The 25211-nt window shown below is 69.9% G+C and carries 38 protein-coding genes and 1 riboswitch; of the genes, 3 read left to right on the forward strand and 35 right to left on the reverse strand.

All coding sequences use genetic code 11. The features are described 5' to 3' along the window. Positions 1 to 7: 7 nt before the first annotated feature. Complete coding sequence (locus ACZ6TB_RS39190) at positions 8 to 1174, forward strand: hypothetical protein (RefSeq protein WP_465563741.1); 1167 nt, start codon at positions 8 to 10, stop codon at positions 1172 to 1174. A gap of 80 nt (positions 1175 to 1254) precedes the next feature. Further along, positions 1255 to 1695 carry a ribonuclease domain-containing protein gene (locus tag ACZ6TB_RS39195; RefSeq protein WP_465563744.1) on the forward strand — a complete coding sequence of 147 codons (441 nt, stop codon included), beginning with the start codon at positions 1255 to 1257 and terminating at the stop codon, positions 1693 to 1695. A 6-nt stretch (positions 1696 to 1701) separates the two neighbouring features. Here the strand turns inward: ACZ6TB_RS39195 and thiC are convergent, their stop codons facing one another. The 9 genes from thiC to ACZ6TB_RS39240 all read right to left on the reverse strand — a co-directional run bounded on the left by thiC (position 1702) and on the right by ACZ6TB_RS39240 (position 9906). Next, positions 1702 to 3249 carry a phosphomethylpyrimidine synthase ThiC gene (gene thiC, locus ACZ6TB_RS39200; protein WP_465563747.1) on the reverse strand — a complete coding sequence of 516 codons (1548 nt, stop codon included), beginning with the start codon at positions 3247 to 3249 and terminating at the stop codon, positions 1702 to 1704. 74 nt (positions 3250 to 3323) lie between these two features. Beyond that, positions 3324 to 4082, reverse strand: a complete 759-nt coding sequence (gene thiD, locus ACZ6TB_RS39205) for a bifunctional hydroxymethylpyrimidine kinase/phosphomethylpyrimidine kinase (RefSeq protein WP_465563750.1) — start codon at positions 4080 to 4082, stop codon at positions 3324 to 3326. A gap of 109 nt (positions 4083 to 4191) precedes the next feature. Further along, positions 4192 to 4935, reverse strand: a complete 744-nt coding sequence (locus ACZ6TB_RS39210) for a thiamine phosphate synthase (protein WP_465563753.1) — start codon at positions 4933 to 4935, stop codon at positions 4192 to 4194. Continuing rightward, positions 4929 to 5687, reverse strand: a complete 759-nt coding sequence (locus ACZ6TB_RS39215) for a thiazole synthase (RefSeq protein ID WP_465563755.1) — start codon at positions 5685 to 5687, stop codon at positions 4929 to 4931. The genes ACZ6TB_RS39210 and ACZ6TB_RS39215 overlap by 7 nt, the downstream gene beginning before the upstream one ends. A 1-nt stretch (position 5688) precedes the next feature. Next, on the reverse strand, positions 5689 to 5892 hold the full coding sequence (gene thiS / locus ACZ6TB_RS39220) for a sulfur carrier protein ThiS (RefSeq protein WP_465563758.1): 204 nt from the start codon (positions 5890 to 5892) through the stop codon (positions 5689 to 5691). Then, positions 5883 to 6893, reverse strand: coding sequence for a glycine oxidase ThiO (thiO, locus tag ACZ6TB_RS39225; RefSeq protein WP_465563761.1), 1011 nt, complete (start codon positions 6891 to 6893; stop codon positions 5883 to 5885). Before thiO ends, thiS begins: the two co-directional genes overlap by 10 nt. Further along, positions 6890 to 7480 carry a thiamine phosphate synthase gene (locus ACZ6TB_RS39230; protein WP_465563764.1) on the reverse strand — a complete coding sequence of 197 codons (591 nt, stop codon included), beginning with the start codon at positions 7478 to 7480 and terminating at the stop codon, positions 6890 to 6892. The genes thiO and ACZ6TB_RS39230 overlap by 4 nt, the downstream gene beginning before the upstream one ends. After that, positions 7474 to 7585, reverse strand: a riboswitch (TPP riboswitch). It overlaps the preceding gene by 7 nt. Before the next feature lie 35 nt (positions 7586 to 7620). Further along, a complete protein-coding gene (locus tag ACZ6TB_RS39235) occupies positions 7621 to 9267 on the reverse strand; it encodes an ABC-F family ATP-binding cassette domain-containing protein (RefSeq protein ID WP_465563767.1) in 1647 nt (548 codons plus the stop codon). A gap of 33 nt (positions 9268 to 9300) precedes the next feature. Continuing rightward, positions 9301 to 9906 (reverse strand): class I SAM-dependent methyltransferase, encoded by a 606-nt coding sequence (locus ACZ6TB_RS39240; protein ID WP_465563770.1) that lies wholly within the window; start codon positions 9904 to 9906, stop codon positions 9301 to 9303. Positions 9907 to 10003: 97 nt separating this feature from the next. Here ACZ6TB_RS39240 and ACZ6TB_RS39245 point away from each other — a divergent pair, with 97 nt between their 5' ends. Then, a complete protein-coding gene (locus ACZ6TB_RS39245) occupies positions 10004 to 10816 on the forward strand; it encodes a hypothetical protein (RefSeq protein ID WP_465563773.1) in 813 nt (270 codons plus the stop codon). Here the strand turns inward: ACZ6TB_RS39245 and truA are convergent. The 26 genes from truA to rplP all read right to left on the reverse strand — a co-directional run bounded on the left by truA (position 10813) and on the right by rplP (position 25211). After that, on the reverse strand, positions 10813 to 11637 hold the full coding sequence (truA, locus tag ACZ6TB_RS39250) for a tRNA pseudouridine(38-40) synthase TruA (protein ID WP_465563776.1): 825 nt from the start codon (positions 11635 to 11637) through the stop codon (positions 10813 to 10815). The genes ACZ6TB_RS39245 and truA overlap by 4 nt on opposite strands. A 65-nt stretch (positions 11638 to 11702) precedes the next feature. Beyond that, complete coding sequence (gene rplQ, locus ACZ6TB_RS39255; RefSeq protein WP_465563779.1) at positions 11703 to 12275, reverse strand: 50S ribosomal protein L17; 573 nt, start codon at positions 12273 to 12275, stop codon at positions 11703 to 11705. Positions 12276 to 12309: 34 nt separating this feature from the next. Further along, positions 12310 to 13332 carry a DNA-directed RNA polymerase subunit alpha gene (locus ACZ6TB_RS39260; protein ID WP_433300658.1) on the reverse strand — a complete coding sequence of 341 codons (1023 nt, stop codon included), beginning with the start codon at positions 13330 to 13332 and terminating at the stop codon, positions 12310 to 12312. A gap of 93 nt (positions 13333 to 13425) precedes the next feature. Continuing rightward, a complete protein-coding gene (rpsD, locus tag ACZ6TB_RS39265; protein WP_020513614.1) occupies positions 13426 to 14052 on the reverse strand; it encodes a 30S ribosomal protein S4 in 627 nt (208 codons plus the stop codon). Positions 14053 to 14068: 16 nt separating this feature from the next. After that, complete coding sequence (rpsK, locus tag ACZ6TB_RS39270) at positions 14069 to 14476, reverse strand: 30S ribosomal protein S11 (RefSeq protein ID WP_020513613.1); 408 nt, start codon at positions 14474 to 14476, stop codon at positions 14069 to 14071. Between the two features lie 17 nt (positions 14477 to 14493). Then, positions 14494 to 14874 carry a 30S ribosomal protein S13 gene (rpsM, locus tag ACZ6TB_RS39275; protein WP_133873210.1) on the reverse strand — a complete coding sequence of 127 codons (381 nt, stop codon included), beginning with the start codon at positions 14872 to 14874 and terminating at the stop codon, positions 14494 to 14496. Between the two features lie 150 nt (positions 14875 to 15024). After that, complete coding sequence (rpmJ, locus tag ACZ6TB_RS39280) at positions 15025 to 15141, reverse strand: 50S ribosomal protein L36 (RefSeq protein WP_015619018.1); 117 nt, start codon at positions 15139 to 15141, stop codon at positions 15025 to 15027. A gap of 43 nt (positions 15142 to 15184) precedes the next feature. After that, positions 15185 to 15406: a translation initiation factor IF-1 gene (gene infA / locus ACZ6TB_RS39285; RefSeq protein ID WP_007073013.1), complete on the reverse strand. Its 222-nt coding sequence runs from the start codon at positions 15404 to 15406 to the stop codon at positions 15185 to 15187. 236 nt (positions 15407 to 15642) lie between these two features. Next, positions 15643 to 16260 carry a DUF1707 SHOCT-like domain-containing protein gene (locus tag ACZ6TB_RS39290; RefSeq protein ID WP_465563850.1) on the reverse strand — a complete coding sequence of 206 codons (618 nt, stop codon included), beginning with the start codon at positions 16258 to 16260 and terminating at the stop codon, positions 15643 to 15645. A gap of 51 nt (positions 16261 to 16311) precedes the next feature. Then, on the reverse strand, positions 16312 to 16764 hold the full coding sequence (locus ACZ6TB_RS39295) for a DUF1707 SHOCT-like domain-containing protein (RefSeq protein WP_465563786.1): 453 nt from the start codon (positions 16762 to 16764) through the stop codon (positions 16312 to 16314). Positions 16765 to 16856: 92 nt separating this feature from the next. Beyond that, positions 16857 to 17690, reverse strand: coding sequence for a type I methionyl aminopeptidase (map, locus tag ACZ6TB_RS39300; RefSeq protein ID WP_465563789.1), 834 nt, complete (start codon positions 17688 to 17690; stop codon positions 16857 to 16859). Between the two features lies 1 nt (position 17691). Beyond that, entirely contained in the window at positions 17692 to 18345 is a 654-nt protein-coding gene (locus tag ACZ6TB_RS39305; RefSeq protein WP_020513606.1) for an adenylate kinase, read from the reverse strand. Between the two features lie 74 nt (positions 18346 to 18419). Next, positions 18420 to 19766, reverse strand: coding sequence for a preprotein translocase subunit SecY (secY, locus tag ACZ6TB_RS39310; RefSeq protein ID WP_465563792.1), 1347 nt, complete (start codon positions 19764 to 19766; stop codon positions 18420 to 18422). 244 nt (positions 19767 to 20010) lie between these two features. After that, positions 20011 to 20460, reverse strand: a complete 450-nt coding sequence (rplO, locus tag ACZ6TB_RS39315; RefSeq protein ID WP_465563795.1) for a 50S ribosomal protein L15 — start codon at positions 20458 to 20460, stop codon at positions 20011 to 20013. Continuing rightward, complete coding sequence (gene rpmD / locus ACZ6TB_RS39320) at positions 20460 to 20642, reverse strand: 50S ribosomal protein L30 (RefSeq protein WP_465563797.1); 183 nt, start codon at positions 20640 to 20642, stop codon at positions 20460 to 20462. Before rpmD ends, rplO begins: the two co-directional genes overlap by 1 nt. Then, a complete protein-coding gene (gene rpsE / locus ACZ6TB_RS39325) occupies positions 20642 to 21265 on the reverse strand; it encodes a 30S ribosomal protein S5 (RefSeq protein ID WP_465563798.1) in 624 nt (207 codons plus the stop codon). Before rpsE ends, rpmD begins: the two co-directional genes overlap by 1 nt. Before the next feature lie 13 nt (positions 21266 to 21278). Then, complete coding sequence (rplR, locus tag ACZ6TB_RS39330; RefSeq protein WP_465563800.1) at positions 21279 to 21674, reverse strand: 50S ribosomal protein L18; 396 nt, start codon at positions 21672 to 21674, stop codon at positions 21279 to 21281. Beyond that, complete coding sequence (gene rplF / locus ACZ6TB_RS39335; RefSeq protein WP_465563802.1) at positions 21671 to 22210, reverse strand: 50S ribosomal protein L6; 540 nt, start codon at positions 22208 to 22210, stop codon at positions 21671 to 21673. The genes rplR and rplF overlap by 4 nt, the downstream gene beginning before the upstream one ends. 14 nt (positions 22211 to 22224) lie before the next feature. After that, positions 22225 to 22632, reverse strand: a complete 408-nt coding sequence (rpsH, locus tag ACZ6TB_RS39340; protein WP_020513599.1) for a 30S ribosomal protein S8 — start codon at positions 22630 to 22632, stop codon at positions 22225 to 22227. 71 nt (positions 22633 to 22703) lie between these two features. Then, positions 22704 to 22889 (reverse strand): type Z 30S ribosomal protein S14, encoded by a 186-nt coding sequence (locus tag ACZ6TB_RS39345; protein WP_020513598.1) that lies wholly within the window; start codon positions 22887 to 22889, stop codon positions 22704 to 22706. 2 nt (positions 22890 to 22891) lie between these two features. Next, positions 22892 to 23461 carry a 50S ribosomal protein L5 gene (gene rplE / locus ACZ6TB_RS39350; RefSeq protein ID WP_465563805.1) on the reverse strand — a complete coding sequence of 190 codons (570 nt, stop codon included), beginning with the start codon at positions 23459 to 23461 and terminating at the stop codon, positions 22892 to 22894. Next, the gene (gene rplX / locus ACZ6TB_RS39355) at positions 23461 to 23781 is read right to left on the reverse strand and encodes a 50S ribosomal protein L24 (RefSeq protein WP_465563853.1); all 321 of its coding nucleotides are present in this window, start codon (positions 23779 to 23781) and stop codon (positions 23461 to 23463) included. The genes rplE and rplX overlap by 1 nt, the downstream gene beginning before the upstream one ends. Continuing rightward, complete coding sequence (gene rplN, locus ACZ6TB_RS39360; RefSeq protein WP_014687766.1) at positions 23778 to 24146, reverse strand: 50S ribosomal protein L14; 369 nt, start codon at positions 24144 to 24146, stop codon at positions 23778 to 23780. Before rplN ends, rplX begins: the two co-directional genes overlap by 4 nt. 134 nt (positions 24147 to 24280) lie before the next feature. Continuing rightward, a complete protein-coding gene (gene rpsQ / locus ACZ6TB_RS39365; protein WP_433300635.1) occupies positions 24281 to 24556 on the reverse strand; it encodes a 30S ribosomal protein S17 in 276 nt (91 codons plus the stop codon). Continuing rightward, positions 24553 to 24786, reverse strand: a complete 234-nt coding sequence (rpmC, locus tag ACZ6TB_RS39370; RefSeq protein WP_433300634.1) for a 50S ribosomal protein L29 — start codon at positions 24784 to 24786, stop codon at positions 24553 to 24555. Before rpmC ends, rpsQ begins: the two co-directional genes overlap by 4 nt. Further along, the gene (gene rplP, locus ACZ6TB_RS39375; protein ID WP_020513593.1) at positions 24786 to 25211 is read right to left on the reverse strand and encodes a 50S ribosomal protein L16; all 426 of its coding nucleotides are present in this window, start codon (positions 25209 to 25211) and stop codon (positions 24786 to 24788) included. Before rplP ends, rpmC begins: the two co-directional genes overlap by 1 nt.

Consider the following 25211-nt stretch of genomic DNA (forward strand, 5'->3'; position numbering starts at 1 on the left):
GCCCCGCATGGCATTCCGGACCTCGGCCAAACTGTTGGGGGTCACGCTCGGCGTCGCCGCGCTGGCCGGCGCCAGCCAGCTCGGGCTGGCCTACGGCCTCGGCATCGTGGCGCTCAACCGCGCCCTGGATATCACCATGCGTGACCACTGGACGGCGGAGCTGGCCTGGGTCGCCTGGTTCGCGATGACCTCCGCGGTGGTCGGTGGCATGGCCGGCCGCCTCCACCTGCCCAAGGGCTCGGGCGCGGGCACCCGGCTCGTCACGGCGGCCGCCGCGGGCCTCGGCGCCGCGGTGGTGGTTCCGCTGACCATGCAGCCGGCGCGCGGGGCGCACGTGGCCGGGGTCCAGCCCGTCCTGGTGATCGGCATCTGCGCCGCGCTGGGCGCGGCGGCGGGCATCTTCGCGGCCTACGCGGCGCTGAGCCGCCAGGTGGCGCGCTGGAGCTTCACCGCCGTGGGCGTCGCCATCTGGGCGCTCGCGGTGCTGTCGGTGGCGCCCTCGATGGCGCCCGGCAAAACCCTTCCCTGGGTACGCCTGGGCGTGCTCGACGCGGGATTCCTCTCCTCCTCGGTGACCCAGCGGACGGCGCTGTTCACGATGCCGGCCGTGGCCCTGATCAGCGGGGTCGCCATCGGGCTCGCGGCGCGCGGCCGGGGCATGTCCACGCTGACCATCGCCCTCTCCGGCCTCGCCGGGCCGGCCCTGCTCACCACCGCCTACCTGATCGCCGGGCCGGGCTCGGCCGCCGACCAGTTCCAGGCCGTGCCCTACTGGGCGGCGATGACCGCGGCCGGCGCCGGCGTGCTCGGCTCGGTGCTCGCGGCCGTGCTGCGCCGCGGCCCGTCGAACGGCTCCGGAAACGCGGCCGACGCCCGGCCGACCCCGCACCGCCCGCCGCTGCCCAAGCGGGACGCGCGGCCGAACTCGGCGATCGCCCAGGCCGCGACCGTTGCCGCCCAGCGGCCCGAGGAGCAGCTCCGCCCCTCGGACACCGGCGTCTTCTCGATGAAGGACGTCCCCCCGTTCGACGGCTTCACGCCGCCCCAGCAGCAGCCGCACCAGCCGACGGCCACCGCGACGGCCCAGGTGCCGGGCCAGCCGCAGCGCGGCCGCGGCGTCGGCCGGGACCAATCCGACGGCGTTGCCGAATGGGTCTCGGGTCTGGGTAATTAGCGGTATCCAATAGACGAACATAAATGGAATGACCCGTCGGGGATGTACCGGCGGGTAGCGATTCCGCCGAGGATCGTGCCATGAACGTCGACCGGAAACCCCGTACCCGCCTCGGCCGGTTCGTCGCCGGCCTCGCTCTCACCCTCGGCCTGGCCGGAACCGGCCTGGTGGCCCCGGCCGTGGTCGCGCCCACGCACACCGACGCCGCCCAGGCCGCCGTCCACTCGTCCTGCACGATCTCCCGCTGCTCGGCAGCCCGCACGGCCCGCACCGGTTGGAGCTCGCTGGGCTGGCCGCTCGGCTCCGGCTGGTACTCCTGGCCGTACGGCCAGTACAACTACACCGGCGGCACCTTCCAGAACCGGGAGGGCGAGCTGCCCGCGGGCGCCAGCTACAACGAGTACGACGTCTACCCGCGGGCCCGCGGCGCCTCCCGGGACGCGTACCGGATCGTGGTGAACCGGTCCACGAAGGAAACCTGGTTCACCCCCGACCACTACGTCACGTTCTACAAGCTCTGAAGCCTTCTACAAGCTCTGCGGCTGAGGTGGGGGCGGCGACGGCCCCACCTCCACGTAGACCTTTCCGCCGGCGGCGCGGAACTCGTCCGATTTGTCCCGCAAGCCCTGCTCGCGGATCTGGTGGGAGATCCGCATCGAGCAGAACTTCGGCCCGCACATCGAGCAGAAATGCGCGGTCTTGGCGGGCGCGGCGGGCAGCGTCTCGTCGTGGTACGAACGTGCCGTCGCGGGGTCGAGGGCCAGCTCGAACTGGTCCTCCCAGCGGAACTCGAACCGGGCCTTGGAGAGAGCGTCGTCCCAATCCTGGGCGCCTCGATGGCCCTTCGCGAGGTCGGCCGCGTGCGCCGCGATCTTGTAAGCGATCATGCCGGCCTTCACGTCGTCGCGGTCGGGCAGGCCGAGGTGCTCCTTCGGCGTCACGTAGCAGAGCATCGCCGTGCCGAACATGCCGATCATCGCGGCCCCGATCGCCGAGGTGATGTGGTCGTAGGCGGGCGCGATGTCGGTGGTGAGCGGGCCCAGGGTGTAGAACGGCGCGCCGCCGCACAGGGCGACCTGGAGATCCACGTTCTCCTTGATCTTGTGCATCGGCACGTGGCCCGGCCCCTCGACCATCACCTGCACGTCGTGCTCCCAGGCCAGGTGGGTCAGCTCCCCCAGCGTCCGCAGCTCGGCGAACTGCGCCTCGTCGTTGGCGTCGGCGATGGACCCCGGCCGCAGCCCGTCGCCGAGCGAGAACGTGATGTCGTATTCCGCAAAGATCCGGCAGAGCTCCTCGAAGTTCGTATAGAGGAAATTTTCCTCATGGTGCGCGAGACACCAGGCCGCCATGATCGACCCGCCGCGCGAGACGATCCCGGTGACCCGCTCGGCCGCCAGCGGCACGTACGGCAGCAGCACCCCCGCGTGGATGGTCATGTAGTCGACGCCCTGCGCGGCCTGCTCGATGATCGTCTCGCGCAGAAGCTCCCAGGAGAGCTCGAGCGGGTCGCCGTTGACCTTCTCCAGCGCCTGGTAGAACGGCACGGTCCCGATCGGCACCGGCGAGTTCCGGATGATCGCCTCCCGGGTCTCGTGGATCCGCGGCCCGGTCGACAGGTCCATCACCGTGTCGGCGCCCCACCGGGTCGCCCAGGCCATCTTGTCCACCTCCTCGGCGATCGACGAGGTCACCGCCGAGGTGCCGATGTTCGCGTTGACCTTCACCAGGAACCGCGACCCGATCACCATCGGCTCGCTCTCCGGGTGGTTCCGGTTGGCCGGCAGCACGGCCCGGCCGGCCGCGATCTCGTCCCGCACGACCGCGGGGTCGACGCCCTCCCGGATCGCCGCGAACTCCATCTCCGGCGTGATCACCCCGGCGCGGGCGTGCGCCAGCTGCGTGCCGCGCGTGATCCACGGCGACCGCAGCGGGGGCAGCCCGTCCTCGGGGTCACTGCCCGGTCCGGACGTGTCGTAGAGCCGCACGGGCGCGTTGCCGTCGCTCAGCTCGACCTCGTTGAAGGGGACGCGAATATCCGGCCGCGAGCCCTCGACGTACACCTTCCGCCTCATCTTTTCCTCCCCAAATTGGTGCATAACGGACGGTTGGAGGCAGCAAGAATCCCTGACACCGGGCCGATGAAAGATCAGGCGAAGTGGTTCAGCGGCCCGGGCCCGGCGCCCAGCCGCCATTCACGACCACCCCGCAGCGCGGCCGTCACGTATTTCTTGGCCGCGCTCACCGCCGCCGGCACGTCGTCGCCGAACGCCAGCCGCGTTGCGAGCGCCGACGAGAACGTGCATCCCGAACCATGGTTGTTACGCGTGTCGATCTCGTCGCCGCGCAGGATCGTGGTCTCGCCGCCGTGGCGCAGCACGTCCACCGCGAGCTCGCTGCCGGTCACCACCACCGCGCGGGGTCCGGCCGCGGCGAGCCGGACGGCCACCGAGATCATTTCCTCGGCCGTCTCGACCGAGCTTTGCGTGAGGGCGGCGGCTTCCGGCCGGTTGGGCGTCAGGATGCTCCCGTACGCGAGGAGCGGCCCCACCTGTGCCGCATCCGCGAGCTTGGCGCCCGAGGTGGCCACCAGCACGGGGTCGACGACCAGGTTGGGCAGCCGATCCCCGTTTCTCCGGACCAGCTCGGCCACCCTCCGGTCCCCGATCATGCCCACCTTGACCGCCGCCACCGGGAAATCCGCGAGCACCGCCTCGAGCTGTGCCTCCACCACGTCGATCGGCACCGGGTGAATCGCGGTGACCCCCAGCGTGTTCTGCGCGGTGATCGCCGTGATCACAGAGACGCCGTACGCCCCCAGCGCCGCGATCGTCTTGAGATCGGCCTGAATCCCGGCCCCGCCGCCCGAGTCCGACCCGGCGATGGTCAGGACAACCGGCGGCGTCATCGCGGAACACCCCGCTCCACAACGCCGGCGGGTCGCCGCTCCTCCGGCCGTGTCATCGCGGAACACCCCGCTCCACAACGCCGGCGGGGTCGCCGCTCCTCCGGCCACGTCATCGCGGATCGGTCCATTCCGCGATTCCGGCGGCGACCGCGGCGGCCGTCGGTCTCTTGTCCCGGGCGGCGCGGGCAACCCGGGCGGAGCCGAAGGCGACGGCCAGCTCACGGGACGCCCGCTCGGGGTCGGCGGCCCGCATCACCGCCCCCATCACGGCGATCCCGTGGGCGCCGGCCGCCGCACAAGCCTCGGCCCGGGCCGGCGTGTCGATGCCGCCGAGCGCGAGCCACGGCACGTCTCCCGCGAGCGCGGCGGCGTCGGGCGGCGGCAGGGCCGGACCGTAGCCGGGCTTGCTGAGCGTGGGGAAGACCGGCGACAGCGTCACGTAGTCCTCGACCCTCGGGTCCGACGAAACCCCACCCCGTTCACTGGGTGGGGCCACGTTAGCGCCCGGGTACGACAAATCCCGCGCCGTCGTCCACCGCCCGAGGGACAGATGCGGGGCGTCGTGGCAGGAACGGCCGATCAGCGCGACCTCGGCCTCGGGCAACGGGTCGGCCTCGGCCAGATGGACCGCGTCCGCGCCGAGCGGGTCGGGACCGGCGACGATCAAGCGGCCCGGCGGCACGAGGTCGCGCAGCTGCAACGCCAGGGCACGTCTTTCGCCGTACGGAAGATCGCGTTCCCGGAGAATGACCCACGCCACGCCGCCGCGGACCGCCCGCTCGACCACCGGGATGAGCGAGCCGCAGGCGAGCCGCCGATCGGTGAGCAGCACCAGACCGCTCGGCGTCACCACCGCGCGATCCCGTCATCCGAAGTGGACGCCACCGCGTGGAAGCGGCGCGGTATCCGGCCCGCGGCGTAGGCCAACCGACCCGCCACCACCGCATGCCGCATCGCCGCCGCCATCCCGGCCGGATCGTCGGCCCGGGTGATCGCGCTCGCGACGAGCACCGCGTCGCAGCCCAGTTCCATCGCCAGCGCCGCGTCCGAGGCGGTTCCAATGCCCGCGTCCAGCACCACCGGTACCTCGACCGACTGACGGATCAGCCTGATGTGGTGCGGGTTCGAGATGCCCAGGCCCGAGCCGATCGGCGAGCCGGCCGGCATCACCGCGACGCAGCCGACGTCGGCCAGCCGGCGGGCCAGGATCGGATCGTCGCTGGTGTAGGGCAGCACCCGGAACCCGTCGGACACCAGCGTCTCCGCCGCCCGGAGCAGCTCGACCCCGTCCGGCAGCAGGGTCCGCTCGTCGCCGATCACCTCGAGCTTGACCAGGTCGGTCTCGAAGGCGTCGCGGGCCAGGTGGGCCGTCTTGATCGCGTCGCCGGCGGTGTAGCAGCCGGCCGTGTTCGGCAGCACCCGCACGCCGAGCCGGTCGAGCATCGGCAGCAGGCCGGGCCCGGGCCCCATGGAAGCTGGCACTGTGACCCGGCGCAAAGCCACGGTGACCAGCTCGGCGCCGGACGCCGTGATCGCCTCCTCCAGAGCCGCCAGGCTGTTCGCGCCGCCGGTGCCGAGGATCAGCCGCGATTCCCCGAAGAGCATCTCAGCCTCCCTGCGCCGCGGTGAGCACCTCGACCGCGTCGCCGTCCGCGAGGCGGCTCGTCGCCCAGGTCGAGCGGGGCACCACCGTCCCGTTGACCGCCACCGCCACCCCGCGCCGGGCCTCGGTGAGCCGCTCGACCAGGGCCGCCACCGACAGGGCGTCCCCGCTCTCGACGTGCTCCCGCCCGTTGACCGTCAGCCGCATCGGAACCTCCCCGGCGTGAACGCGTCGAGCAGCGGATCGGGTTCTTCGTTCCGGACCAGGCCGGCGATCAGGTCGGCGGTGATCGGCGCCAGCAGCACCCCGTTGCGGAAGTGCCCGGCCGCCACGATGACCCGGTCGTCGATCCGGCCGAGCAGCGGCGCGTTGTCCGGCGTGCCCGGGCGATGGCCCACGGTCGTCTCGGTGAGCTCGCACTCGGCCAGGGCCGGCACCAGGTCTATCGCGGCCCGCAGCAGGTCGTGCACGCCGCCGGCGGTGACCAGCGAGTCGGTCCGCTCCTCCTGGGTCGCGCCCACGACGATCTCGCCGTCGGCCCGCGGCACGAGATAGACGTGCCGGCCGTCGACGGTCGCGTCGAGCACGTGCCGCAGCAGGCCCGGCTCCCCGCGCAGCCGCAGCACCTGCCCCTTGACCGGCCGCACCGGCAGCCCGGTCAGTCCCGCCGTCCCGCAGCCGGCCGCCACCACGACGGTCTCGGCGTCCATCTCGGACAGTGCCTCGACCCGCTTGGCGACGATCCGCCCGGCCAGCCGGTCGCGCAGGGCCGCCACCACCCGCCGGGGATCGACCTGCCACTCGCTCGCCGAGAAGACGCCGGCCCGCACCCGCGGCGACAGGGCCGGCTCGCGTTCGCGCAGCTCGGACGGGCGCAGCAGGGGAAGCTGGTGCCGAGTCCAGACCCGGGCCGCCTCGGCCAGGTCGTCGGCGGTCATCGCCAGGCTCAGCGTCCCGGCGTCGTCGAAGCCGACCTCGACGCCGAGCGCGGCCGCGAACGCCGGCCAGCGCTCGCCGGAGGCCTCCAGCAGCCGGGTCAGCGCCTCCTGCTCGTGGGCCGACTCGCCGCTCGGGGCGAGCATCCCGGCCGCCACGTGCCAGGCCCCGGGCCGCCCGTCGTCGAAGACGGTGACGTCGGCGCCGCCTTCGAGAAGCCGCCACCCGATGGCGAGCCCGATGATGCCGCCGCCGACGATCGCCACGCTCATCGCGTCGCCACCTCGTTCAGCGCCCTCAGGAAGGAAACCGTCGCCCCGGCCGGGTCGCGCGCGACCGCGGAGATCGCCGCCACCCCGTGACCGGGCAACTCGCGCACCCGCTCCGGCGTGATCCCGGCAATGGCGATCACCGGGACGCCCGGCACCGCGTCGACCACGGCGCGCACCCCGGCGACCCCGATCGGCGACGGCAGACCGTCCTTCGTGGACGTCGCATAGGCCGGCCCGACACCGAGATAGGTGGCCCCGTCGGCGACCGCGGCCCGCGCGTCCTCCGGGTTCCGGCAGGTGGCGCCCACCACCGCCGACGGCCCGAGCACCCGGCGCACGACCGCCACCGGCAGATCGTCGGCGCCCACGTGCACGCCGTCCGCCCCGGCCGCCAGCGCGACGCCGACCCGGTCGTCGACCAGGCACATCGCGCCGGCCTCGCGACACAGCGAGAGAGCCGCCACGGTGAGCTCGTAGGCCAGCCGGTCCGACGTCTTCACCCGCACCTGGATGGCGACCGGACCGTGCCCGACGGCGCCGCGCACCACGTCGAGCGAGTCGGTGACGATGTGCAAACGAGGAAACAACGACCGCTCCTCCCTGCGCCGGCATGATCCGGATCAGGTTCGACGGTCGGGGGCCGCGTCAGCCCCCCTCTCAGCCCGGTGCACCGGACTCCCGTGGGGTTTGTCTTGCCTCGGACCATAACCGGCCCGAGGCCAGAAAACTAGCGAACGTCCCAGACCGGCTCCGGCGTCTCGACGACCTCGCCGTCGCCCTGGAACAGCACGAAGCGGTCGAAGGAGCGGGTGAACCAGCGGTCGTGGGTGACCGCGATCACCGTACCCTCGAACTGCTTGAGCCCCTCCTCCAGCGCCTCGGCCGAGGCCAGGTCCAGGTTGTCCGTCGGCTCGTCCAGCAGCAGAACGGTCGCGCCGGACAGCTCCAGCATCAGCACCAGGAACCGGGCCTGCTGGCCGCCGGAGAGCGTGCCGAACAGCTGATCGCCCTGCCCGGCCAGCTCGTACCGGTTGAGCGCCTTCATCGCGCCCGCCCGGTCCATTCCGGACCGGTGGTCGTCGCCCCGCCAGAGGATCTCGACCAGCGTGCGGTCGAGCAGCTCGGGCCGGTCGTGCGTCTGGGAGAAGTGGCCGGGACGCACGCGCGCGCCGAGCCGGGCCACGCCGTCGTGCGCCACGAACGCCAGCGGCGCTCCGTCGACCGGCTTGTTCTCCGCCTCGGGGTCGGTGCCGCCGGCCGCGAGCAGCCGCAGGAAGTGCGACTTGCCGGTGCCGTTCGCACCCAGGACGGCGACGCGGTCCCCGTACCAGATCTCCAGATCGAAGGGGAAGGTCAGATTTTCCAGCTCGAGCCCCTCGCAGATCACCGCGCGCTTGCCGGTGCGGCCGCCGCGCAGGTTCATCCGCAGCGACTGCTCCTTGGTCGGCAGCGGCGGCGGACCGGCCTCCTCGAACTTGCGGAGCCGGGTCTGCGCGGACTGGTAGCGCGAGGCCATGTCGGAGTTGTACGCGGCCTTCTGCTTGTACATCAGCACCAGCTCACGCAGCTTCTGGCGCTCCTCGTCCCAGCGCTTGCGGTTCTCCTCGAGCTTCTCGTGGCGGTGCTCGCGGGCCTCGTGCCAGGACGCGAAACCGCCCGGATGGGTCCAGGCGCTGCCGCCCTCGACGGCCACCACCCGATCGGCGGTCTGGGCCAGCAGCTCGCGGTCGTGCGAGACGTACAGCACCGATTTCGGCGACTCGCGCAGCCGGGTCTCGAGCCAGCGCTTGCCGGGCACGTCGAGGAAGTTGTCCGGCTCGTCGAGCAACAGGACCTCATCGCGGCCGCGCAGCAGCAGGTCGAGCGCGAACCGCTTCTGCTGGCCGCCGGAGAGCGTGCGCACCGGGCGGCGCCGGACCTCCTCCCACGGCTTGGCCAGGATGGCGACGGCGACGGTGTCGAAGAGGACCTCGGCGTCGTAGCCGCCCACCTCGCCCCAGTGCGCCAGCGCATTCGCGTACGCCAGCTGGCTGCGCTCGGACTCGTCCAGGCTCGCGGTGGCCGTCGCCAGCCGTTCGCCGGCGGCGCCGAGTGCGGGCTCGACCAGGGAAAGGGCGAGCTCCTCGAGCGTACGGTCATCGCCGATCATGCCGATGAACTGGCGCATGACTCCGAGACCGCCGGCCCGCGCGATCGTTCCGGCCTGAACCGGCAGGTCGCCGGCGACCATGCGCAGCAGCGTGGTCTTGCCCGCCCCGTTCGGCCCGACCAGCGCCACCTTGGCGCCCTCACCGACCCGGAACGACACGTCGGCGAACAGCTCCCGGCCGTCGGGCAGCACGAAACCGGCACCGGCGACATCCACGTAACCCATGGGCCCGCATTCTTCCCGGTACGGGCCGCGCGGTCAGCCGGTTTTCCGGCTCACCCGCAGCACGCGAAAACCCTTTTGGCTGGCCATCCGCTCGACCTGCCAACCGAGCCCGGTGAGCCAGGCGTGCAGGGAGTCGCCGCCGAGATGCCGGTTGATCACCAGCCAGGCGACGCCGCCCGGCGCGAGCCGCGGCAGCCAGTGCTCCATGATCGCGTGCAGCTCGGCCTTGCCGACGTGGGTGGGCGGGTTGCTCCAGATCTCGTCGAAGACCAGCTCGGCCGGCACCTCGCCGGGCTCGGCCACGGTGACGTTGCCGAGCTTCTCGGTGTTTTCCACCGCCAGCTCGCGGGCGCGGGAGTTGACGTCGACGGCCCAGACGGTCGCCTCCGGGGCCTCGCTCGCCAGCACCGCGGCGATCGGGCCGTACCCGCACCCGAGGTCGAGGAAGACGCCGGTGGCCGCGGCGGTCGGCAGGCCACCCTTGCGCAGCAGCACGGCGGTGCCCGGGTCCAGCCGGCCGGCCGAGAACACGCCCGAGGCCACGGCCATCCGGTAGTTCTTGCCCGCGACGCTGAACTCGATCTCGCCGCGCTGGGCGGGCGTCGTGGGCTCGGCGCTGAAGTAATGCTCGGCGGTCACTGTCCCAGTTTGCCGCCGCCGTGAACGACGACGCGCGGCGGGGGTGCCGCACAGCCTGTGCGCTCATCGATCACCGTGCGCTCCTAGCGTGGAATGCATGCTGTACGGGACCCCTCCCCGCCGAGAGCATCGCCCCGCACCGGACGGCGCTCTCGCCCTGTTCGTACGCGGGTTCGGCACCACCGGTCAGCACCGGTCCGCGTCCCGCCGGCGTGCGCCGCGCGAACCCGAGCACGCGGCGCTGATCCTGGCCCGCGGGCTGGCCGCGCTGATCCTGCTCGCCCTGATCGCGACGACCGCGTTCTTCGTCGTGGCCGGCGAGCGGCACGACGCCCCGGCCCGGGTCGAGACCAACTCCTTCGAGGCCGGCATGCTCGCCTCCCGCGGCGCCGACACGGCCCCGCTCTCGGTCGAGGAGGTCTTCCCCGACCGGTCCGAGGTGCGTCCGCCGGCCGCCGGCGCGTACCGGATCACGATCACGCACATCGACACCGACTGCCGTACGGCGACGACCGGCGAGCTGGGCTCTCTGCTCGCCGCCCAGGGGTGCAGCCAGGTGGTGCGCGCCGGGCTGGTCGCGCCGTACGGCGGCTATCAGGTCACGTCGGGCCTGTTCAACCTGGCCGACGCGACCGGGGCCGCCGACGTGGACGAACGGCTCCGCAATCTGGTCGAGACCGGGGACGGCGGCTTCGCGACGCTGCCCGCCGGCAAGACCGATCCGGACGCGCCGCCCACCTCGCAGGTCGGCTGGCGCACCCGGGGCCATTACCTGCTCTACTGCGTGATCACCAAGCCGGACGGGGCGCAGGTCAGCGGCGACGACCCGATCGCCGAGCGGATCACCGGCGACCTGGTGGACAGCTATCTGGGCACGACCGTGCTGGGCCGGCGGGCGGCCGCCGCCTAGGCCTCTTCCTGGACCCGCAGCCGGCGGGTGGCCTCGGCGCGGGCGGCGTACGCGGCCTCCTCGGGGTAGCCGACCGCGATCAGGGTCAGGCCGTGCGCCGGCGCCACGGTCACCTCGCTCGAGCGCTCCCGCAGCGTGAGCAGCGTGCCCGGCCAGGTGATGTCGCGCCGCCCGTCGCCGACCGTGAGCATGGCGCCGACCAGGCTGCGCACCATCGACTGGCAGAACGCGTCGGCCTGCACGGTCGCCACGCACACGCCGTCGGGGTCCCGGCGCCAGTCCAGCCGGTTGATCGCCCGGACCGTGGTGGCGTGCTCCTTGCGCTTGCAGTAGGCGGCGTAGTCGTGCTCGCCCACCAGACCGGCCGCGGCGGCGTTCAGGCGGGCCAGGTCGAGCGGCCGCACCCAGCCCAGGGTGTCGTGCCGGCGGAGCGGCTCGGGGCCCCAGGGCGTGTCGGCGACCCGGTACTCGTAACGCCGGAAGGTGGCGGAGAAGCGCGCGTCGAAGGTCGGGGGGACGGGCGTGATCGCGCGTACGCGTGCATCGGCCGGCATGAGCGCCGCCAGCCGGCGCAGAAGCGACCCCTCGAGCTCGCCCCACGCCTCGGCCGCGAGGTCGACGTGGCAGACCTGTCCGGTCGCGTGCACCCCGGCGTCGGTGCGACCGGCCACCGTGAGGCCCAGCGCCGTCTCCGGCCCGAGGAGACGCTCGAAGGCCGCGACCAGCACGCCGGCCACCGTCCGGCGGCCCGGTTGCGCGGCCCAGCCGGAGAACTCGGCGCCGTCGTACGACACATCCAGTCGTAAGCGGATGGATTCCATCGTGTCCCCTGCAGACAGAGAGATGGCCCGGCACCCTGAGGATGCCGGGCCATTCCGCGTAAAAGCTACGCCTTGGTGTCTTCGCCCTCGGCCTGGTCGCCCGGGCCCTCGGCGCCCTTGTCACCGGAAGCGTTCTCCGGAGCCTCGGCGTCCTGGTCGTCCTCGACCTTGGCGGCGGCCGGCGCCTCGTCCTCGCGGGCGAGAGCCTCCACCTTGTCCTGCTGCGCGGCGGCCTTCTTGGCCGCCTTCTTGGCCGGCGCGGCGGTGGTCGCCGCCACCTGCAGCTCCTCGACCAGCTCGATGACGGCCATGGGAGCGGCGTCACCCTTGCGCGGGCCGGTCTTGGTGATGCGGGTGTAGCCACCCGAACGGTTGCCGTACCGCGGAGCGATCTGCTCGAACAGGGCGTACACGACGTCCTTGTCCCGCACGACGGTCAGCACCCGGCGACGAGCGTGCAGGTCACCGCGCTTGGCCTTCGTGATGAGCTGCTCAGCCAGCGGGCGCAGCCGCTTGGCCTTCGTCTCGGTGGTCTTGATCTTCCCGTGCCGGAAGAGCTCCGTGGCCAGGTTGGCCAGGATCAGCTTCTCGTGCGCCGGGCTGCCGCCGAGGCGGGGACCCTTGGTGGGCGTGGGCATTTTCGAATGCTCCTTGGTTATACGGCGGCCGGGCTTAGAGCTGCTCGGTCTCGCGGTAGTCGTCGGTGTCGTAGTCCACGTCGCCGAACGAGTCCACGACGTGAGCGGGGTCGAAGGACGGCGCGCTGTCCTTGAGGCCCAGGCCCATTCCGGCGAGCTTCATCTTGACCTCGTCGATCGACTTCTGACCGAAATTCCTTATATCCAGAAGATCGGCTTCCGTGCGCCCGATGAGTTCGCCCACGCTGTTGATGCCCTCGCGCTTGAGGCAGTTGTACGACCGGACGGTGAGGTCCAGCTCCTCGATCGGCAGAGCCAGGTCGGCAGCGAGCTGCGCGTCCTGCGGCGACGGGCCGATGTCGATGCCCTCGGCGGTCTCGTCCAGCTCGCGGCAGAGGCCGAACAGCTCGACGAGGGTCGAGCCGGCCGACGCCAGCGCGGTGCGGGGCGAGATGGACGCCTTCGACTCGACGTCGATGATCAGGCGGTCGAAGTCGGTGCGCTGCTCGACACGGGTGGCCTCGACGCGGTAGGTCACCTTCATGACCGGCGAGTAGATCGAGTCGACCGGGATGCGGCCGATCTCGGCGCCGGTGCTCTTGTTCTGCGCCGCCGTGACGTAGCCACGGCCCCGCTCGACGGTGAGCTCCATGTCGAGCCGGCCCTTGCTGTTCAGCGTGGCCAGCTTCAGGTCGGGGTTGTGCACGGAGACGCCGGCCGGGGGCTGGATGTCACCGGCGGTGACGTCGCCCGGGCCCTGCTTGCGCAGGTACATGCTGACCGGCTCGTCGTGCTCGGAGCTGACCGTGAGCTCCTTGACGTTCATGACCAGCTCGACCACGTCCTCCTTGACACCGGGGATCGTGGTGAACTCGTGCAGGACGCCGTCGATCTTGATGCTGGTCACCGCCGCGCCCGGGATGGACGACAGCAGGGTCCGGCGGAGGGAGTTGCCGAGGGTGTAGCCGAAACCCGGCTCCAGAGGCTCGATGGTGAACCGGGAGCGGGTCTCCGAGAGCGACTCCTCCGAGAGGGTCGGCCGCTGGCTGATGAGCACGCAATTCTTCTTTCTGTCAGGCCACCCACTATTTGATGGCCGTCCTGATGATGCTGGGGATGCCGGCCGATTCGGCCGGCATCCCCGAGAGCCTTACTTGGAGTAAAGCTCGACGATCAGCTGCTCCTGGACCTGCGTGTCGATGACAGCGCGGGCCGGGAGCGAGTGCACGAGGATCTTCATCTCGCTCGGGATCGGCTCCAGCCATGCCGGAACCGGCCGCTGGCCGGCCTGGGCCTGGGCGACGACGAAGGGAGTCATCTCCTTCGACTTCTCCCGCGTGGTGACGATGTCGTGCTCCTTGACGCGGTAGGACGGGATGTCCACCTTCACGCCGTTGACCAGGAAGTGGCCGTGCTTGACCAGCTGCCGGGCCATGTCCCGGGACTGCGCGAGGCCGGCCCGGTAGACGACGTTGTCGAGACGCGACTCGAGGATCTGCAGCAGCACCTCACCGGTCTTGCCGGGCTTGGTGACAGCCTCCTCGTAGTAACCGCGGAACTGCTTCTCGAGCACGCCGTAGACGCGGCGGGCCTTCTGCTTCTCGCGGTGCTGGAGCAGGTACTCGGTCTCCTTGGTCCGGCCGCGGCCGTGCTGGCCGGGCGGGAAGGGACGCGACTCGAACGGGCACTTCGGCCCGTCGCACTTGCTGCCCTTGAGGAACAGCTTCATCTTCTCGCGGCGGCAGCGCTTGCAGTCCGCACCTGTGTAACGAGCCATTGTTCCTAGATCTCCCTCAGACCCGACGACGCTTCGGCGGACGGCAACCGTTGTGCGGCTGGGGCGTGACGTCGGCGATCTGGCCGACCTCGAGGCCCGCGGCCTGCAGCGAACGGATCGCGGTCTCCCGGCCGGAACCGGGGCCCTTGACGAACACGTCGACCTTGCGCATGCCGTGCTCCATCGCCCGGCGAGCGGCGGCCTCGGCGGCCAGCTGCGCGGCGAACGGAGTCGACTTGCGGGAGCCCTTGAAGCCCACCTGGCCCGAGGAGGCCCAGGAAATGACCGCACCGGTCGGGTCGGTGATCGACACGATGGTGTTGTTGAAGGTGCTCTTGATGTGCGCCTGCCCGTGGGCGACGTTCTTGCGTTCCTTGCGCCGGACCTTCTTGACTGCGGCCCCAGCGCGTGCCTTCGGTGGCATAAGTCAGTGCGCTCCTATTACTTCCGACCGGGCTTCTTCTTACCGGCGACCGTGCGCTTCGGGCCCTTGCGGGTACGAGCGTTGGTACGGGTCCGCTGGCCACGAACGGGGAGGCCCCGACGGTGGCGGATGCCGGCGTAGCAGCCGATCTCGACCTTGCGGCGAATGTCCGCGGCGACCTCGCGGCGAAGGTCACCTTCAACCTTGAAATTGCCCTCGATGTAGTCGCGGAGCTGAACCAGCTCCTCGTCCGTGAGGTCCTTGGCGCGCTTGTTCAGGTCAATCGCGGTAGCGGTCAGTGCCTCGACGGCACGGGTGCGACCGATCCCGTAGATATAGGTGAGCGCGATCTCCATCCGCTTCTCGCGGGGAAGATCGACTCCAACGAGTCGAGCCATAAGTGGGCGTACTCCTTGAACTCATTCGGAGGTCTGTGCCCTTCCCACCCCGTCTGCCCGGACGGGCCCTGGCCTCCGACCAGGGGTATAGCCGCCTTTGACGACGGCTGGGACGAGCTTGTTCGGTGCCGGATCCGGCAGCGCGGGGACTCAGCCCTGGCGCTGCTTGTGGCGCGCGTCGGTCTTGCAGATGACCATGACGCGGCCGTGCCGCCGGATGACCCGGCAGTTGTTGCAGATCCGCTTGACGCTCGGCTTGACCTTCACGGTTTGCCTTAACTCTCATTCGGACGGGACATCCCCGCCCCTGCTACTTGTAGCGGTAGACGATTCGTCCCCGGGTCAGGTCGTACGGCGACAGCTCGACGACGACTCGGTCCTCGGGAAGGATGCGGATGTAGTGCTGCCGCATCTTGCCTGAGATATGGGCTAGCACCTTGTGACCATTGGCGAGCTCCACGCGGAACATTGCGTTCGGCAGGGGCTCGATCACTCGGCCCTCGATCTCGATGGCTCCGTCTTTCTTAGGCATGTCCTCCGCTACCTGACACTGGGGTTCGGGGCTAGCATGCAACGTCATACCTTCGCCGTCACCGACGAAGACCAGCCGCGGCACCCGCCGCCCTCGAAGCGCTGAGGACATGCGGGAGTGGACGCTGCGCGCCAGCTAGCCAGTGTACGCGCGCCGGTTGGGCACGCCAAACCGAGGTATCCCTAACCCGGGGTCGGGTGTGTCGACGGCCCAAAATTCGGACATACGCGCCGCTATCACTCGCCGGTGGCGGGCTTTCGCGGTTTCGGCGGCAGATCGCCCTTCGCCAGCGCCTCCGCGATGAAGGCTTTGCGCTCCTGCTTGCTCGGATTGAGCGGCAACTCACCGGTCGCGATCGCCTGCCGGTACAGCATCTTGCGCTCGTGCCGGTGCTCCCGCAGCAGACGCCGGTGCTCCAACTCGGCCGCGCGCACCCGCGGCTCCCCCTTGACCAGCCCGCCGGCGGTGCGGAACGCCAGCAGCACGGCCCACGGCCCGATCACCCAGACCGGCCAGAAGTAGTCGGGGCGCCCCTCGGAGATCCAGCCGAGCGCCCAGATGAGGCTGAGGAAGCCGGCGACCGAGACCCACGATCCCCAGATGTGCCGCAGCCAGGCCTGGGTGCGCCCCTCGCGATCATCGATCTTGGCCGGCGGCGGCGCCGGCGGCGGGGCGGGGACGACCGGTGCGGCGTTCGGCAGATCGGTCAGGAGGCGATCCAGATCACCGTACGTCTTCGCCGTGTACGCGTCCTTGAGGCGCTCGTCGTACTCGCTCAGGTCGAGGCGGCCCTCCTCGAGCGCCCCGCGCAGCTGGTCGGCGACTCGCTGGCGGTCGGCGTCCGCGGCCCGCATCCGATCCCGGCCCATGTCCCCCACCATCGCAGTCCCCGTCCACGACCTCGCTCAGCGCCGCCTGCGGTCGCGCCCGCCGCCGCCGAACCACTGCCCGAAGACGCCGAAGATCAGCGGGATCAACATCCACACCGGCCAGAAGTACGTGAGGTGGCCGGCGCTGGCGCTGGTGATCGCCCAGATGACCGTGCAGACGACGATCACCCCGGCGTACGGACCGACCCAGTGGGCGACCTGACGGCCTCCGGAGCTCAAGGGGTGAACCGGTGCACCGGTCGGCGGCGCGGGGGCGGCACGCTGGATCTGAGAGTGCTCGACGGGCACCGTGCCGGGCAGGTCGTCCAGCAGACCGTCCAGATCGGCGTAGGTCTTCGCCGCGTACGTCCGCTGAATCCGCTCGTCGTACTCGCTGAGGTCGAGGCGTCCCTCGTCCAATGCGGTCTTCAGCTGTTCGGCGACCGCCTTGCGATCACCGTCGCCGGCCCGCATGTCCTCCCGTCCCATGCGTCAAAGCATGCCCCAGAGGCACCACAACCGGTAGGGCTGGGCCGGCCACCGGCGCCTGGTCCTCCGGACGGCGCGGAGAACCCGGGCGATCAGGGCTGGCGGGCGGTGACCAGATCGCCGAGGCGCCCGCGACCGCCGTCGACCGCGGTGGTGACCCAGACGCCGTCCTCGAGCAGGCACATCGTGTGCTCGACGTGGGCGGCCATCGAGCCGTCCCGGGTGTTCACCGTCCAGCCGTCCTCGAGCTCGACCGTGCGCGGCGAGCCCATCGTGATCATCGGCTCGATCGCGAGGCACATGCCGGGCACCAGGCGCGGGCCCTTGCCCGGCTTGCCGTGGTTGAGCACGTGCGGGTCCTGGTGCATCTCGGTGCCGATGCCGTGCCCGCCGTAGCCGTCGACGATCCCGTACCGCCCGGCCTTGCGCACCGTCTTCTCCACGTTGAAGGAGATGTCGGTGAGCCGGCCCCGGCCGTTCGCCGCGCCGCGCGCGGCCGCCGCGATCCCGGCCCACATCGCGTCCTCGGCGACCTCGGCCATCTTGATCAGCGCCGGGTCGGTCTCGCCGACCCCCACGGTGATCGCCGAGTCGCCGTGCCAGCCGTCCAGGATCGCGCCGCAGTCCAGCGACAGCAGGTCGCCCTCGGCCAGCACCTGCTCGGGCCGGGGGATGCCGTGCACCACCTGCTCGTTGACCGACGCGCAGATCGACGCCGGGAAGCCGTGGTAGCCCTTGAAGGACGGAACCGCCCCGGCGTCGCGGATCACCTTCTCGGCGATCGCGTCGAGGTCGGCGGTGGAGACGCCGGGCGCGATCGCGTCGCGCATCGCGTCCAGCGCGGCGGCGACCACGAGGCCGGCGCCGCGCATCAGCTCGATCTGCTCGGGAGTCTTCAGCTGAATATCCAGCTGCGGGCGGCGCATGTCAGCCCCCGTACGACCGCAGGGCGTCGATGGCGCGCACGGTGACGTCCTCGACCGGGCCGGTCGCGTCGATGCCGACGAGCTTGCCCTGCGCGCCGAAGAAGTCGACCAGGGGCGCGGTCTTCTCGGCGTACTCGACCAGGCGGTTCGCGATGGTCTCGGCCTTGTCGTCGTCCCGCTGGAACAGCTCCGACCCGCACCGGTCGCAGATGTTCTCCTTGCTGGTGGGGTCGAACTCGACGTGCCAGATCTTGCCGCAGCCGCGGCAGGTCCGACGGCCCGACAGCCGCCGGATGACCTCGTCGTCGTCGACCACGAGCTCCATCACCAGGTCGAGCGCGGTGCCGAGGTCGGCCAGGAGCTTGTCGAGCGCGGATGCCTGGGGCACCGTGCGGGGAAAACCGTCGAGCAGGAAGCCGTCACCGGCGTCCGGCTCGGCCAGCCGGTCCCGGACCATGTTGATGGTCACTTCGTCCGGAACCAGCTGACCTGCGTCCATGTAGCGCTTGGCCTCGACCCCCAGGGGCGTGCCCTGCGACACGTTGGCCCGGAAGATGTCACCGGTCGAGATCTTCGGTACGGCGAGGTGGGCAGCGATGAACTCAGCCTGGGTCCCCTTGCCGGCCCCCGGAGGGCCCACCAGTACCAGCCGCACCTACATCGCCTCGCTTCGGTGAGAACGAGCCCCGCAATCCGCCGACGCATGAGCCCCCCGGCTCCGCGTCCCCACTACCGGAGGAACCCTTCGTAGTTGCGCTGCATGAGCTGGCTCTCGATCTGCTTAACCGTCTCCAGACCCACGCCGACCATGATCAGCACCGCGGTGCCGCCGAACGGGAAGTTCTGGTACTGCTTCTGGTTCAGCCAGATGAAGAAGAAGTTCGGCAGGACCGAGATGATGGCCAGGTAGAGCGCGCCGGCCAAGGTGATCCGGCTCAGGATGAAGTCCAGGTAGTCGGCGGTCGGCTTGCCCGGACGGATGCCCGGAACGAAACCACCGTACTTCTTCATGTTGTCCGCGACCTCGGTCGGGTTGAACGTGATCGAGACGTAGAAGTACGTGAAGAAGATGATCAGGAGGAAGTAGACGCCGATGTAGAGCGTGCTCGTCGGGTCGGCGAGCCACTTCTGGATCCAGATCTGGTAGCCCTTGAGGTTGTTCTGGTCGAAGAACTGCAGGTAGAGCTGCGGCAGGTAGAGCAGCGAGGAACCGAAGATCACCGGAACGACACCGGCCTGGTTGACTTTCAGGGGGATGTAGGTGGACGTGCCGCCGTACATCCGGCGGCCGATCATGCGCTTGGCGTACTGCACCGGGATCCGGCGCTGCGCCTGCTCGATGAAGACGACCAGTCCGATGATGATCAGGACCAGGCCGATGACGAGCAGAAACTTGCCGACGCCGCTCGACTCCTTGATCGTCCAACCCTCGCCGGGGAGGCGGGCGGCGATCGAGGTGAAGATGAGGACGGACATGCCGTTGCCGACACCCCGGTCGGTGATCAGCTCGCCGAGCCACATCACCACGCCGGTGCCGGCGGTCATCGTCAGGACGAGGATGCTGAGCGTCAGCCACATCGGCAGCCCGGTGTTCTCCGGGATGATCTGCATCGTGGGGTCGCTCTGGTCGCATGCGTTGCCGAACAGCTGACCGGTCCGCGCGAGCGCGACGAACGCCGAGGACTGGAGGATCGCCAGGCCGAGCGTCAGGTACCGGGTGTACTGCGTGATCTTGGCCTGGCCGGACTGGCCCTCCTTGCGGAGCTGCTCGAGGCGGGGGATCACGACGGTGAGCAGCTGCAGGATGATCGACGCGGTGATGTACGGCATGATGCCGAGCGCGAAGACCGACAGGTGCAGCAGCGCGCCGCCGGAGAACAGATTCAGCAGGTTCAGCACACCGCCGCCGGCATTGGCGTCGTTCACGGCCTTCAGACACGTCTGCACGTTGGTGTAGGACACACCGGGGCTGGGCAAGGTGGCACCCAACCGGTACAGCGCAATGATCGAGACTGTGAACAGCAGTTTCTTGCGCAGGTCAGGCGTCCGGAACGCACTGGTAAAGGCGGAGAGCAACTTCTTCCTCCTGCGCGAGGTTACCGCCGTGTCCGGCGGGTGGGGGACGGCATCGGTCCGGACGACCGATATCCCTAGCTGGGAACGGACTCTAACAGTCTTGGAGCGGAGCGGTGAGTCACGGTACGGCTCACCGCGAGTAGGCATCTGACCGCCCGGAGAAATGGCTGGTCAGACGCCACAAAGGGGATGCTGCCCGGGCGACGCTTTTTCTTCGGCACCCGGGCGAGCACCCCCACAAGCCTCACAGCTCGGTGGCGGAACCACCGGCGGCTGCGATCTTCTCCTTGGCCGACTCGCTGAAGGCGTGCGCCGAGATGGTCAGCGACACGCCGCCCAGCTCGCCGGAGCCGAGCACCTTGACCGGCTGGCCCTTGCGGACAGCACCGGCCTCGACGAGCTCCGCCGGGCCGACCTCGCCACCGCTGGGGAACAGTTCGGCGAGACGGTCCAGGTTGACGACCTGGAATACGACCTTGTTGCGGGGCTTGTTCTTCAGCCCCTTGACCTTCGGCAGCCGCATGTGGATGGGCATCTGCCCACCCTCGAACGCCGCGCTGACGTTCTTGCGGGCGCCGGTGCCCTTGGTACCGCGACCGGCGGTCTTGCCCTTCGAGCCCTCACCGCGACCCACACGGGTCTTCGCGGTCTTGGCTCCGGGCGCCGGGCGGAGGTGGTGGACCTTGATCGCCATTACTCGACCTCCTCAACAGTCACGAGGTGGTTCACGGCGAAGATCATGCCCCGAATCTCGGGGCGGTCCTCCTTGACCACCACATCGTTGATCCGCTTCAGCCCGAGCGACCGCAGGGAGTCCCGCTGGTTCTGCTTGCGGCCGATGTTGGATCGGATCTGGGTGACCTTCAAGCGTGCCATCAGTGCACCGCCGCTTCCGCGCGCGCCGCCAGCATGGCCGCCGGCGCCACGTCCTCGACCGGCAGGCCACGGCGAGCCGCGACCATCTCCGGCGACTCGAGGCCCTTCAGCGCGGCCACCGTCGCGTGCACGATGTTGATCGGGTTCGACGAGCCGAGGCTCTTCGAGAGCACGTCGTGGATGCCCGCGCACTCGAGCACGGCACGCACCGGGCCACCGGCGATGACGCCGGTACCGGCGGACGCCGGCTTGAGGAGCACGACACCAGCCGCGGCCTCTCCGGTGATCGGGTGCGGGATCGTGGCGCCGATCCGCGGCACCTTGAAGAAGTGCTTCTTGGCCTCCTCGACGCCCTTGGCGATGGCCGCGGGCACCTCCTTGGCCTTTCCGTAGCCGATGCCGACGGTGCCGTCGCCGTCGCCCACGATCACCAGAGCGGTGAAGCTGAAGCGACGACCACCCTTGACGACCTTGGCGACACGGTTGATCGCGACGACCCGCTCGAGATGCGGGGTCTTCTCGACGGGCGCGTTGCCGCGGCCGCCCTCACGGCGGTTGTCCCGGCGGTTGCCACCCTCGGTGTTACCGCCGGACCCGCCGCCTCGGCGCTGCTGACCAGGCATTGGTCAATTCCTCCTAGAACTCGAGTCCGGCTTCGCGGGCGGCATCGGCCAGCGCGGCGATCCGCCCCGCGTACTTGTTGCCACCGCGGTCGAAGACGACCTTGGACACACCCGCGGCCTTGGCCCGCTCGGCGAGGAGCGCGCCGACCTTGCCGGCCAGGGCGCTCTTGTCGCCCTCGGTGCCACGCACGGAGGCGTCGAGGGTCGAGGCCGACACCAGCGTGTGGCCCTTGAGGTCGTCGACGATCTGCGCGGAGATGTGCCGCGACGAACGGTTGACGACCAGGCGCGGACGCTCGGCGGTGCCGCGAAGGTTCTTGCGGACCCGGAAGTGCCGGCGCGCCTTCCCCACGGCCCGCTTGGCGGCGACGCCGCCGCCGTTGCGGCGCTTGAGCAGCGTGGCGGTCACTTCTTACCTGCCTTTCCAGCCTTGCGGCGGATGACCTCGCCCTGGTACTTGACGCCCTTGCCCTTGTAGGGCTCCGGCGGACGGATCTTCCGGATGTTGGCGGCGACCTCGCCCACCAGCTGCTTGTCGATGCCGGCGACCGTGAACTGCGTCGGCCGCTCCACCGAGAAGCTGATGCCGGCCGGCGGCGTCACGTTCACCGGGTGCGAGAAGCCCAGGGCGAACTCGAGGTCCTTGCCCTTCGCCGTCACGCGGTAACCGGTGCCGTTGATCTCGAGCGTCTTCTTGTAGCCCTCGGTGACGCCGGTGATCATGTTGGCGACCAGGGTACGGGAGAGGCCGTGGAGCTCCTTGGCCTTGCGCTCGTCGTTGGGGCGGTTGACGTGCAACTCGGCACCCTCGCGCTCCACCGTGATCGGCTCGGCGACAGTGTGCGAGAGCTCGCCCTTGGGGCCCTTGACCTTGACGGTCTGGCCCGAGATGGTGACATCGACGCCGGCCGGGACCGGGATCGACTTACGTCCGATTCGCGACATGTCTAAGTCTCCAGTTACCAGACGAAGGCGAGGACTTCCCCGCCAACGCTCCGCTTGCGGGCCTGCTTGTCGGTCAGCAGCCCCTGGGACGTCGAAATGATCGCGACGCCCAGGCCGCCGAGCACCCGGGGGAGCTCGTCGGACTTGGCGTAAACCCGAAGGCCGGGCTTGGAAACGCGCTTGATGCCGGCGAGACTGCGCTCGCGGTTCTGGCCGTACTTGAGCTCAACGACCAGACGCCTGCCGACGGCGCCTTCCTCGGGCTCCTCAGCCGCCCAGGAGGCGATGTAACCCTCGGCCTTGAGGACCTCGGCGATGTTCGCCTTGATCTTCGAGAAGGGCATGGTCACCTTGTCGTGGTACGCCTGGTTGGCGTTACGCAGACGCGTGAGCATGTCTGCGATCGGGTCCGTCATCGTCATGGGTATTCGTCAACCTTTCTCGCCGGGGTTCCCAGATGCCCGGGCCTACGGCGAAGCGGTATTTCTCTCGGTTACCAGGAAGCCTTGGAAACGCCGGGCAGCTCACCACGGTGAGCCATGTCCCGCACGCAAACCCGGCACAGGCCGAACTTGCGGTAGACCGAGTGCGGGCGACCGCACTTCTGGCAGCGGGTGTAAGCGCGCACGGCGAACTTCGGCTTCGCGGCAGCCTTCAGGATCAGCGCCTTCTTAGCCATGCTCAGTTCTCCTTGAACGGGAAGCCCAGGAGCTTGAGCAGCGCCCGGCCCTCGTCGTCGGTCGTGGCGGTCGTGACCACCGTGATGTCCATGCCCCGCGTACGGTCGATCCGGTCCTGGTCGATCTCGTGGAACACCGACTGCTCGGTCAGGCCGAACGTGTAGTTGCCGTGGCCGTCCAGCTTCTTGCCGTCCAGGCCGCGGAAGTCGCGGATACGCGGCAGCGCGATGGACAGCAGCCGGTCCAGGAACTCCCACATGCGGTCGTTGCGAAGGGTGACCTTCGCGCCGATCGGCATGCCCTCACGGAGCTTGAACTGGGCGATGGACTTGGTGGCCCGGCGGACCAGCGGCTTCTGGCCGGTGATCGTGGTCAGGTCGCGGACCGCGCCGTCGATGAGCTTGGCGTCGCGGGCAGCCTCGCCCACACCCATGTTCACGACGACCTTGACCAGGCCCGGAACCTGCATGGGGTTGGCGTACTTGTACTGCTCCTGCAGCCCGCTGATGACCTCGGCACGGTACTTCTGCTTGAGGCGGGGCAGCGTCTTGGTCTCGGTTGCGGCAGTCATCAGAGTTCCTTACCGGTCGTACGCGCGATGCGGACCTTCTGGCCGTTGTCGTCGATCCGGTACCCGATGCGGGTCGGCTTGCCCTGGTCGTCCACGATCTGCACGTTCGAGATGTGGATAGCGGCTTCCTGGGTCACGATGCCACCGGTCTTCGAACCACGCTGCGTGGTGCGAATACGTTCGTGCTTCTTGACGCGGTTGACGCCCTCGACGATGACCTTGTCCTGCCGCGGGTAGGCCTGAATGACCTTGCCCTTGGCACCCTTGTCCTTGCCGGCGATGACGACGACCGTGTCGCCCTTCTTGATCTTCACGGTCAGAGCACCTCCGGCGCCAGGCTGATGATCTTCATGAACCGCTTGTCGCGCAGCTCGCGGCCGACCGGGCCGAAGATGCGGGTACCGCGGGGGTCGCCACCGTCCTTGATGATGACGGCGGCGTTCTCGTCGAACCGGATGTACGAGCCGTCCGGGCGTCGCCTCTCCTTGCTGGTGCGGACGATGACCGCCTTGACGACGTCACCCTTCTTCACACCGGCGCCGGGAATGGCGTCCTTGACCGTGGCCACGATGACGTCGCCGATGCTCGCGTAGCGGCGGCCGGAGCCACCGAGCACGCGGATGCACAGGATCTCGCGTGCACCCGTGTTGTCGGCGACACGCAGTCGCGACTCCTGCTGGATCACTGGGGTCTCCTATGTCTGCCAGTTCTTCGGCTCTGCCGAAGCTTGGCGGAACTGTCCGCCTTTAGTCCGCCTTTGGGTGGCGGGCGGGGCGGTTGGATGGGGTCGGCCGGGCCGGCCGAGGCCGGCCCGACGACTCACTTGGCCTTTTCGAGGATCTCCACGACCCGCCACCGCTTGGTGGCGGAGAGCGGACGGGTCTCCATCAGGAGGACCCGGTCGCCGATGCCGCACGCGTTCTGCTCGTCGTGCACCTTGAGCTTGCGGGTGCGGCGCAGAACCTTGCCGTAGAGGGCGTGCTTGACGCGGTCCTCGACTTCGACGACGACCGTCTTGTCCATCTTGTCGCTGACCACGAGGCCCTCGCGAACCTTGCGGGTCGCTCGTGCCGTGGTCGTGCTCTCGTCACTCATGCGGTCACCTCATCCGGCGCGGTCGAGAGCCCCAGCTCGCGCTCACGCATGATCGTGTAGATCTTCGCGATGTCCTTGCGGACGACCTGCAGTCGACGATGATTGTCGAGCTGGCCGGTCGCGCCCTGCACGCGAAGGTTGAACAGCTCCGCCTTGGCCTCCCGCAGACGCGAGACAAGCTCCTCACCGGAGAGCTCGCGCAGCTCGGCTGCCTTAACGCCCGCTGCCATCAGCTTTCACCCACTTCGCGCGTAACGATGCGGCACTTCATCGGGAGCTTGTGGATCGCACGGCGCATCGCCTCGCGCGCGATCGTCTCGTTCGGGAAAGACATCTCGAAGAGAATGCGGCCCGGCTTGACGTTCGCCACCCACCACTCGGGAGAACCCTTGCCGGAACCCATCCGGGTTTCGGCCGGCTTCTTGGTCAGGGCCTGGTCGGGGAAGACCGAGATCCAGACCTTGCCGCCACGCTTGATGTGGCGGGTCATCGCGATACGAGCCGACTCGATCTGCCGGTTGGTCACGTACGCGGGCTCCAGCGCCTGAATACCGAATTCGCCGAAGACGACCCGGTTGCCGCCCTTGGACGCGCCGTGGCGGTCCGGGTGGTGCGGCTTGCGGAAGCCCTTCGGGGGCTTACGCGGCATCAGCAT

It is taken from the genome of Actinoplanes sp. NPDC051537, from assembly GCF_055586105.1.

What these genes read in the sequence shown, in the direction of transcription:
- ACZ6TB_RS39190 (WP_465563741.1), top strand. Translation starts at nt 8, where the DNA reads ATGGCATTCCGGACCTCGGCCAAACTGTTGGGGGTCACGCTCGGCGTC.
- ACZ6TB_RS39195 (WP_465563744.1), top strand. Translation starts at nt 1,255, where the DNA reads ATGAACGTCGACCGGAAACCCCGTACCCGCCTCGGCCGGTTCGTCGCC.
- thiC (WP_465563747.1), bottom strand. Translation starts at nt 3,249, where the DNA reads ATGAGGCGGAAGGTGTACGTCGAGGGCTCGCGGCCGGATATTCGCGTC.
- thiD (WP_465563750.1), bottom strand. Translation starts at nt 4,082, where the DNA reads ATGACGCCGCCGGTTGTCCTGACCATCGCCGGGTCGGACTCGGGCGGC.
- ACZ6TB_RS39215 (WP_465563755.1), bottom strand. Translation starts at nt 5,687, where the DNA reads ATGCTCTTCGGGGAATCGCGGCTGATCCTCGGCACCGGCGGCGCGAAC.
- thiS (WP_465563758.1), bottom strand. Translation starts at nt 5,892, where the DNA reads ATGCGGCTGACGGTCAACGGGCGGGAGCACGTCGAGAGCGGGGACGCC.
- thiO (WP_465563761.1), bottom strand. Translation starts at nt 6,893, where the DNA reads ATGAGCGTGGCGATCGTCGGCGGCGGCATCATCGGGCTCGCCATCGGG.
- ACZ6TB_RS39235 (WP_465563767.1), bottom strand. Translation starts at nt 9,267, where the DNA reads ATGGGTTACGTGGATGTCGCCGGTGCCGGTTTCGTGCTGCCCGACGGC.
- ACZ6TB_RS39245 (WP_465563773.1), top strand. Translation starts at nt 10,004, where the DNA reads ATGCTGTACGGGACCCCTCCCCGCCGAGAGCATCGCCCCGCACCGGAC.
- truA (WP_465563776.1), bottom strand. Translation starts at nt 11,637, where the DNA reads ATGGAATCCATCCGCTTACGACTGGATGTGTCGTACGACGGCGCCGAG.
- rplQ (WP_465563779.1), bottom strand. Translation starts at nt 12,275, where the DNA reads ATGCCCACGCCCACCAAGGGTCCCCGCCTCGGCGGCAGCCCGGCGCAC.
- rpsD (WP_020513614.1), bottom strand. Translation starts at nt 14,052, where the DNA reads ATGGCTCGTTACACAGGTGCGGACTGCAAGCGCTGCCGCCGCGAGAAG.
- rpsK (WP_020513613.1), bottom strand. Translation starts at nt 14,476, where the DNA reads ATGCCACCGAAGGCACGCGCTGGGGCCGCAGTCAAGAAGGTCCGGCGC.
- rpsM (WP_133873210.1), bottom strand. Translation starts at nt 14,874, where the DNA reads ATGGCTCGACTCGTTGGAGTCGATCTTCCCCGCGAGAAGCGGATGGAG.
- infA (WP_007073013.1), bottom strand. Translation starts at nt 15,406, where the DNA reads ATGCCTAAGAAAGACGGAGCCATCGAGATCGAGGGCCGAGTGATCGAG.
- ACZ6TB_RS39290 (WP_465563850.1), bottom strand. Translation starts at nt 16,260, where the DNA reads ATGCGGGCCGCGGACGCCGACCGCCAGCGAGTCGCCGACCAGCTGCGC.
- ACZ6TB_RS39295 (WP_465563786.1), bottom strand. Translation starts at nt 16,764, where the DNA reads ATGGGACGGGAGGACATGCGGGCCGGCGACGGTGATCGCAAGGCGGTC.
- map (WP_465563789.1), bottom strand. Translation starts at nt 17,690, where the DNA reads ATGCGCCGCCCGCAGCTGGATATTCAGCTGAAGACTCCCGAGCAGATC.
- rplO (WP_465563795.1), bottom strand. Translation starts at nt 20,460, where the DNA reads ATGGCGATCAAGGTCCACCACCTCCGCCCGGCGCCCGGAGCCAAGACC.
- rpmD (WP_465563797.1), bottom strand. Translation starts at nt 20,642, where the DNA reads ATGGCACGCTTGAAGGTCACCCAGATCCGATCCAACATCGGCCGCAAG.
- rpsE (WP_465563798.1), bottom strand. Translation starts at nt 21,265, where the DNA reads ATGCCTGGTCAGCAGCGCCGAGGCGGCGGGTCCGGCGGTAACACCGAG.
- rplF (WP_465563802.1), bottom strand. Translation starts at nt 22,210, where the DNA reads ATGTCGCGAATCGGACGTAAGTCGATCCCGGTCCCGGCCGGCGTCGAT.
- rpsH (WP_020513599.1), bottom strand. Translation starts at nt 22,632, where the DNA reads ATGACGATGACGGACCCGATCGCAGACATGCTCACGCGTCTGCGTAAC.
- ACZ6TB_RS39345 (WP_020513598.1), bottom strand. Translation starts at nt 22,889, where the DNA reads ATGGCTAAGAAGGCGCTGATCCTGAAGGCTGCCGCGAAGCCGAAGTTC.
- rplE (WP_465563805.1), bottom strand. Translation starts at nt 23,461, where the DNA reads ATGACTGCCGCAACCGAGACCAAGACGCTGCCCCGCCTCAAGCAGAAG.
- rpsQ (WP_433300635.1), bottom strand. Translation starts at nt 24,556, where the DNA reads ATGAGTGACGAGAGCACGACCACGGCACGAGCGACCCGCAAGGTTCGC.
- rpmC (WP_433300634.1), bottom strand. Translation starts at nt 24,786, where the DNA reads ATGGCAGCGGGCGTTAAGGCAGCCGAGCTGCGCGAGCTCTCCGGTGAG.
- rplP (WP_020513593.1), bottom strand. Translation starts at nt 25,211, where the DNA reads ATGCTGATGCCGCGTAAGCCCCCGAAGGGCTTCCGCAAGCCGCACCAC.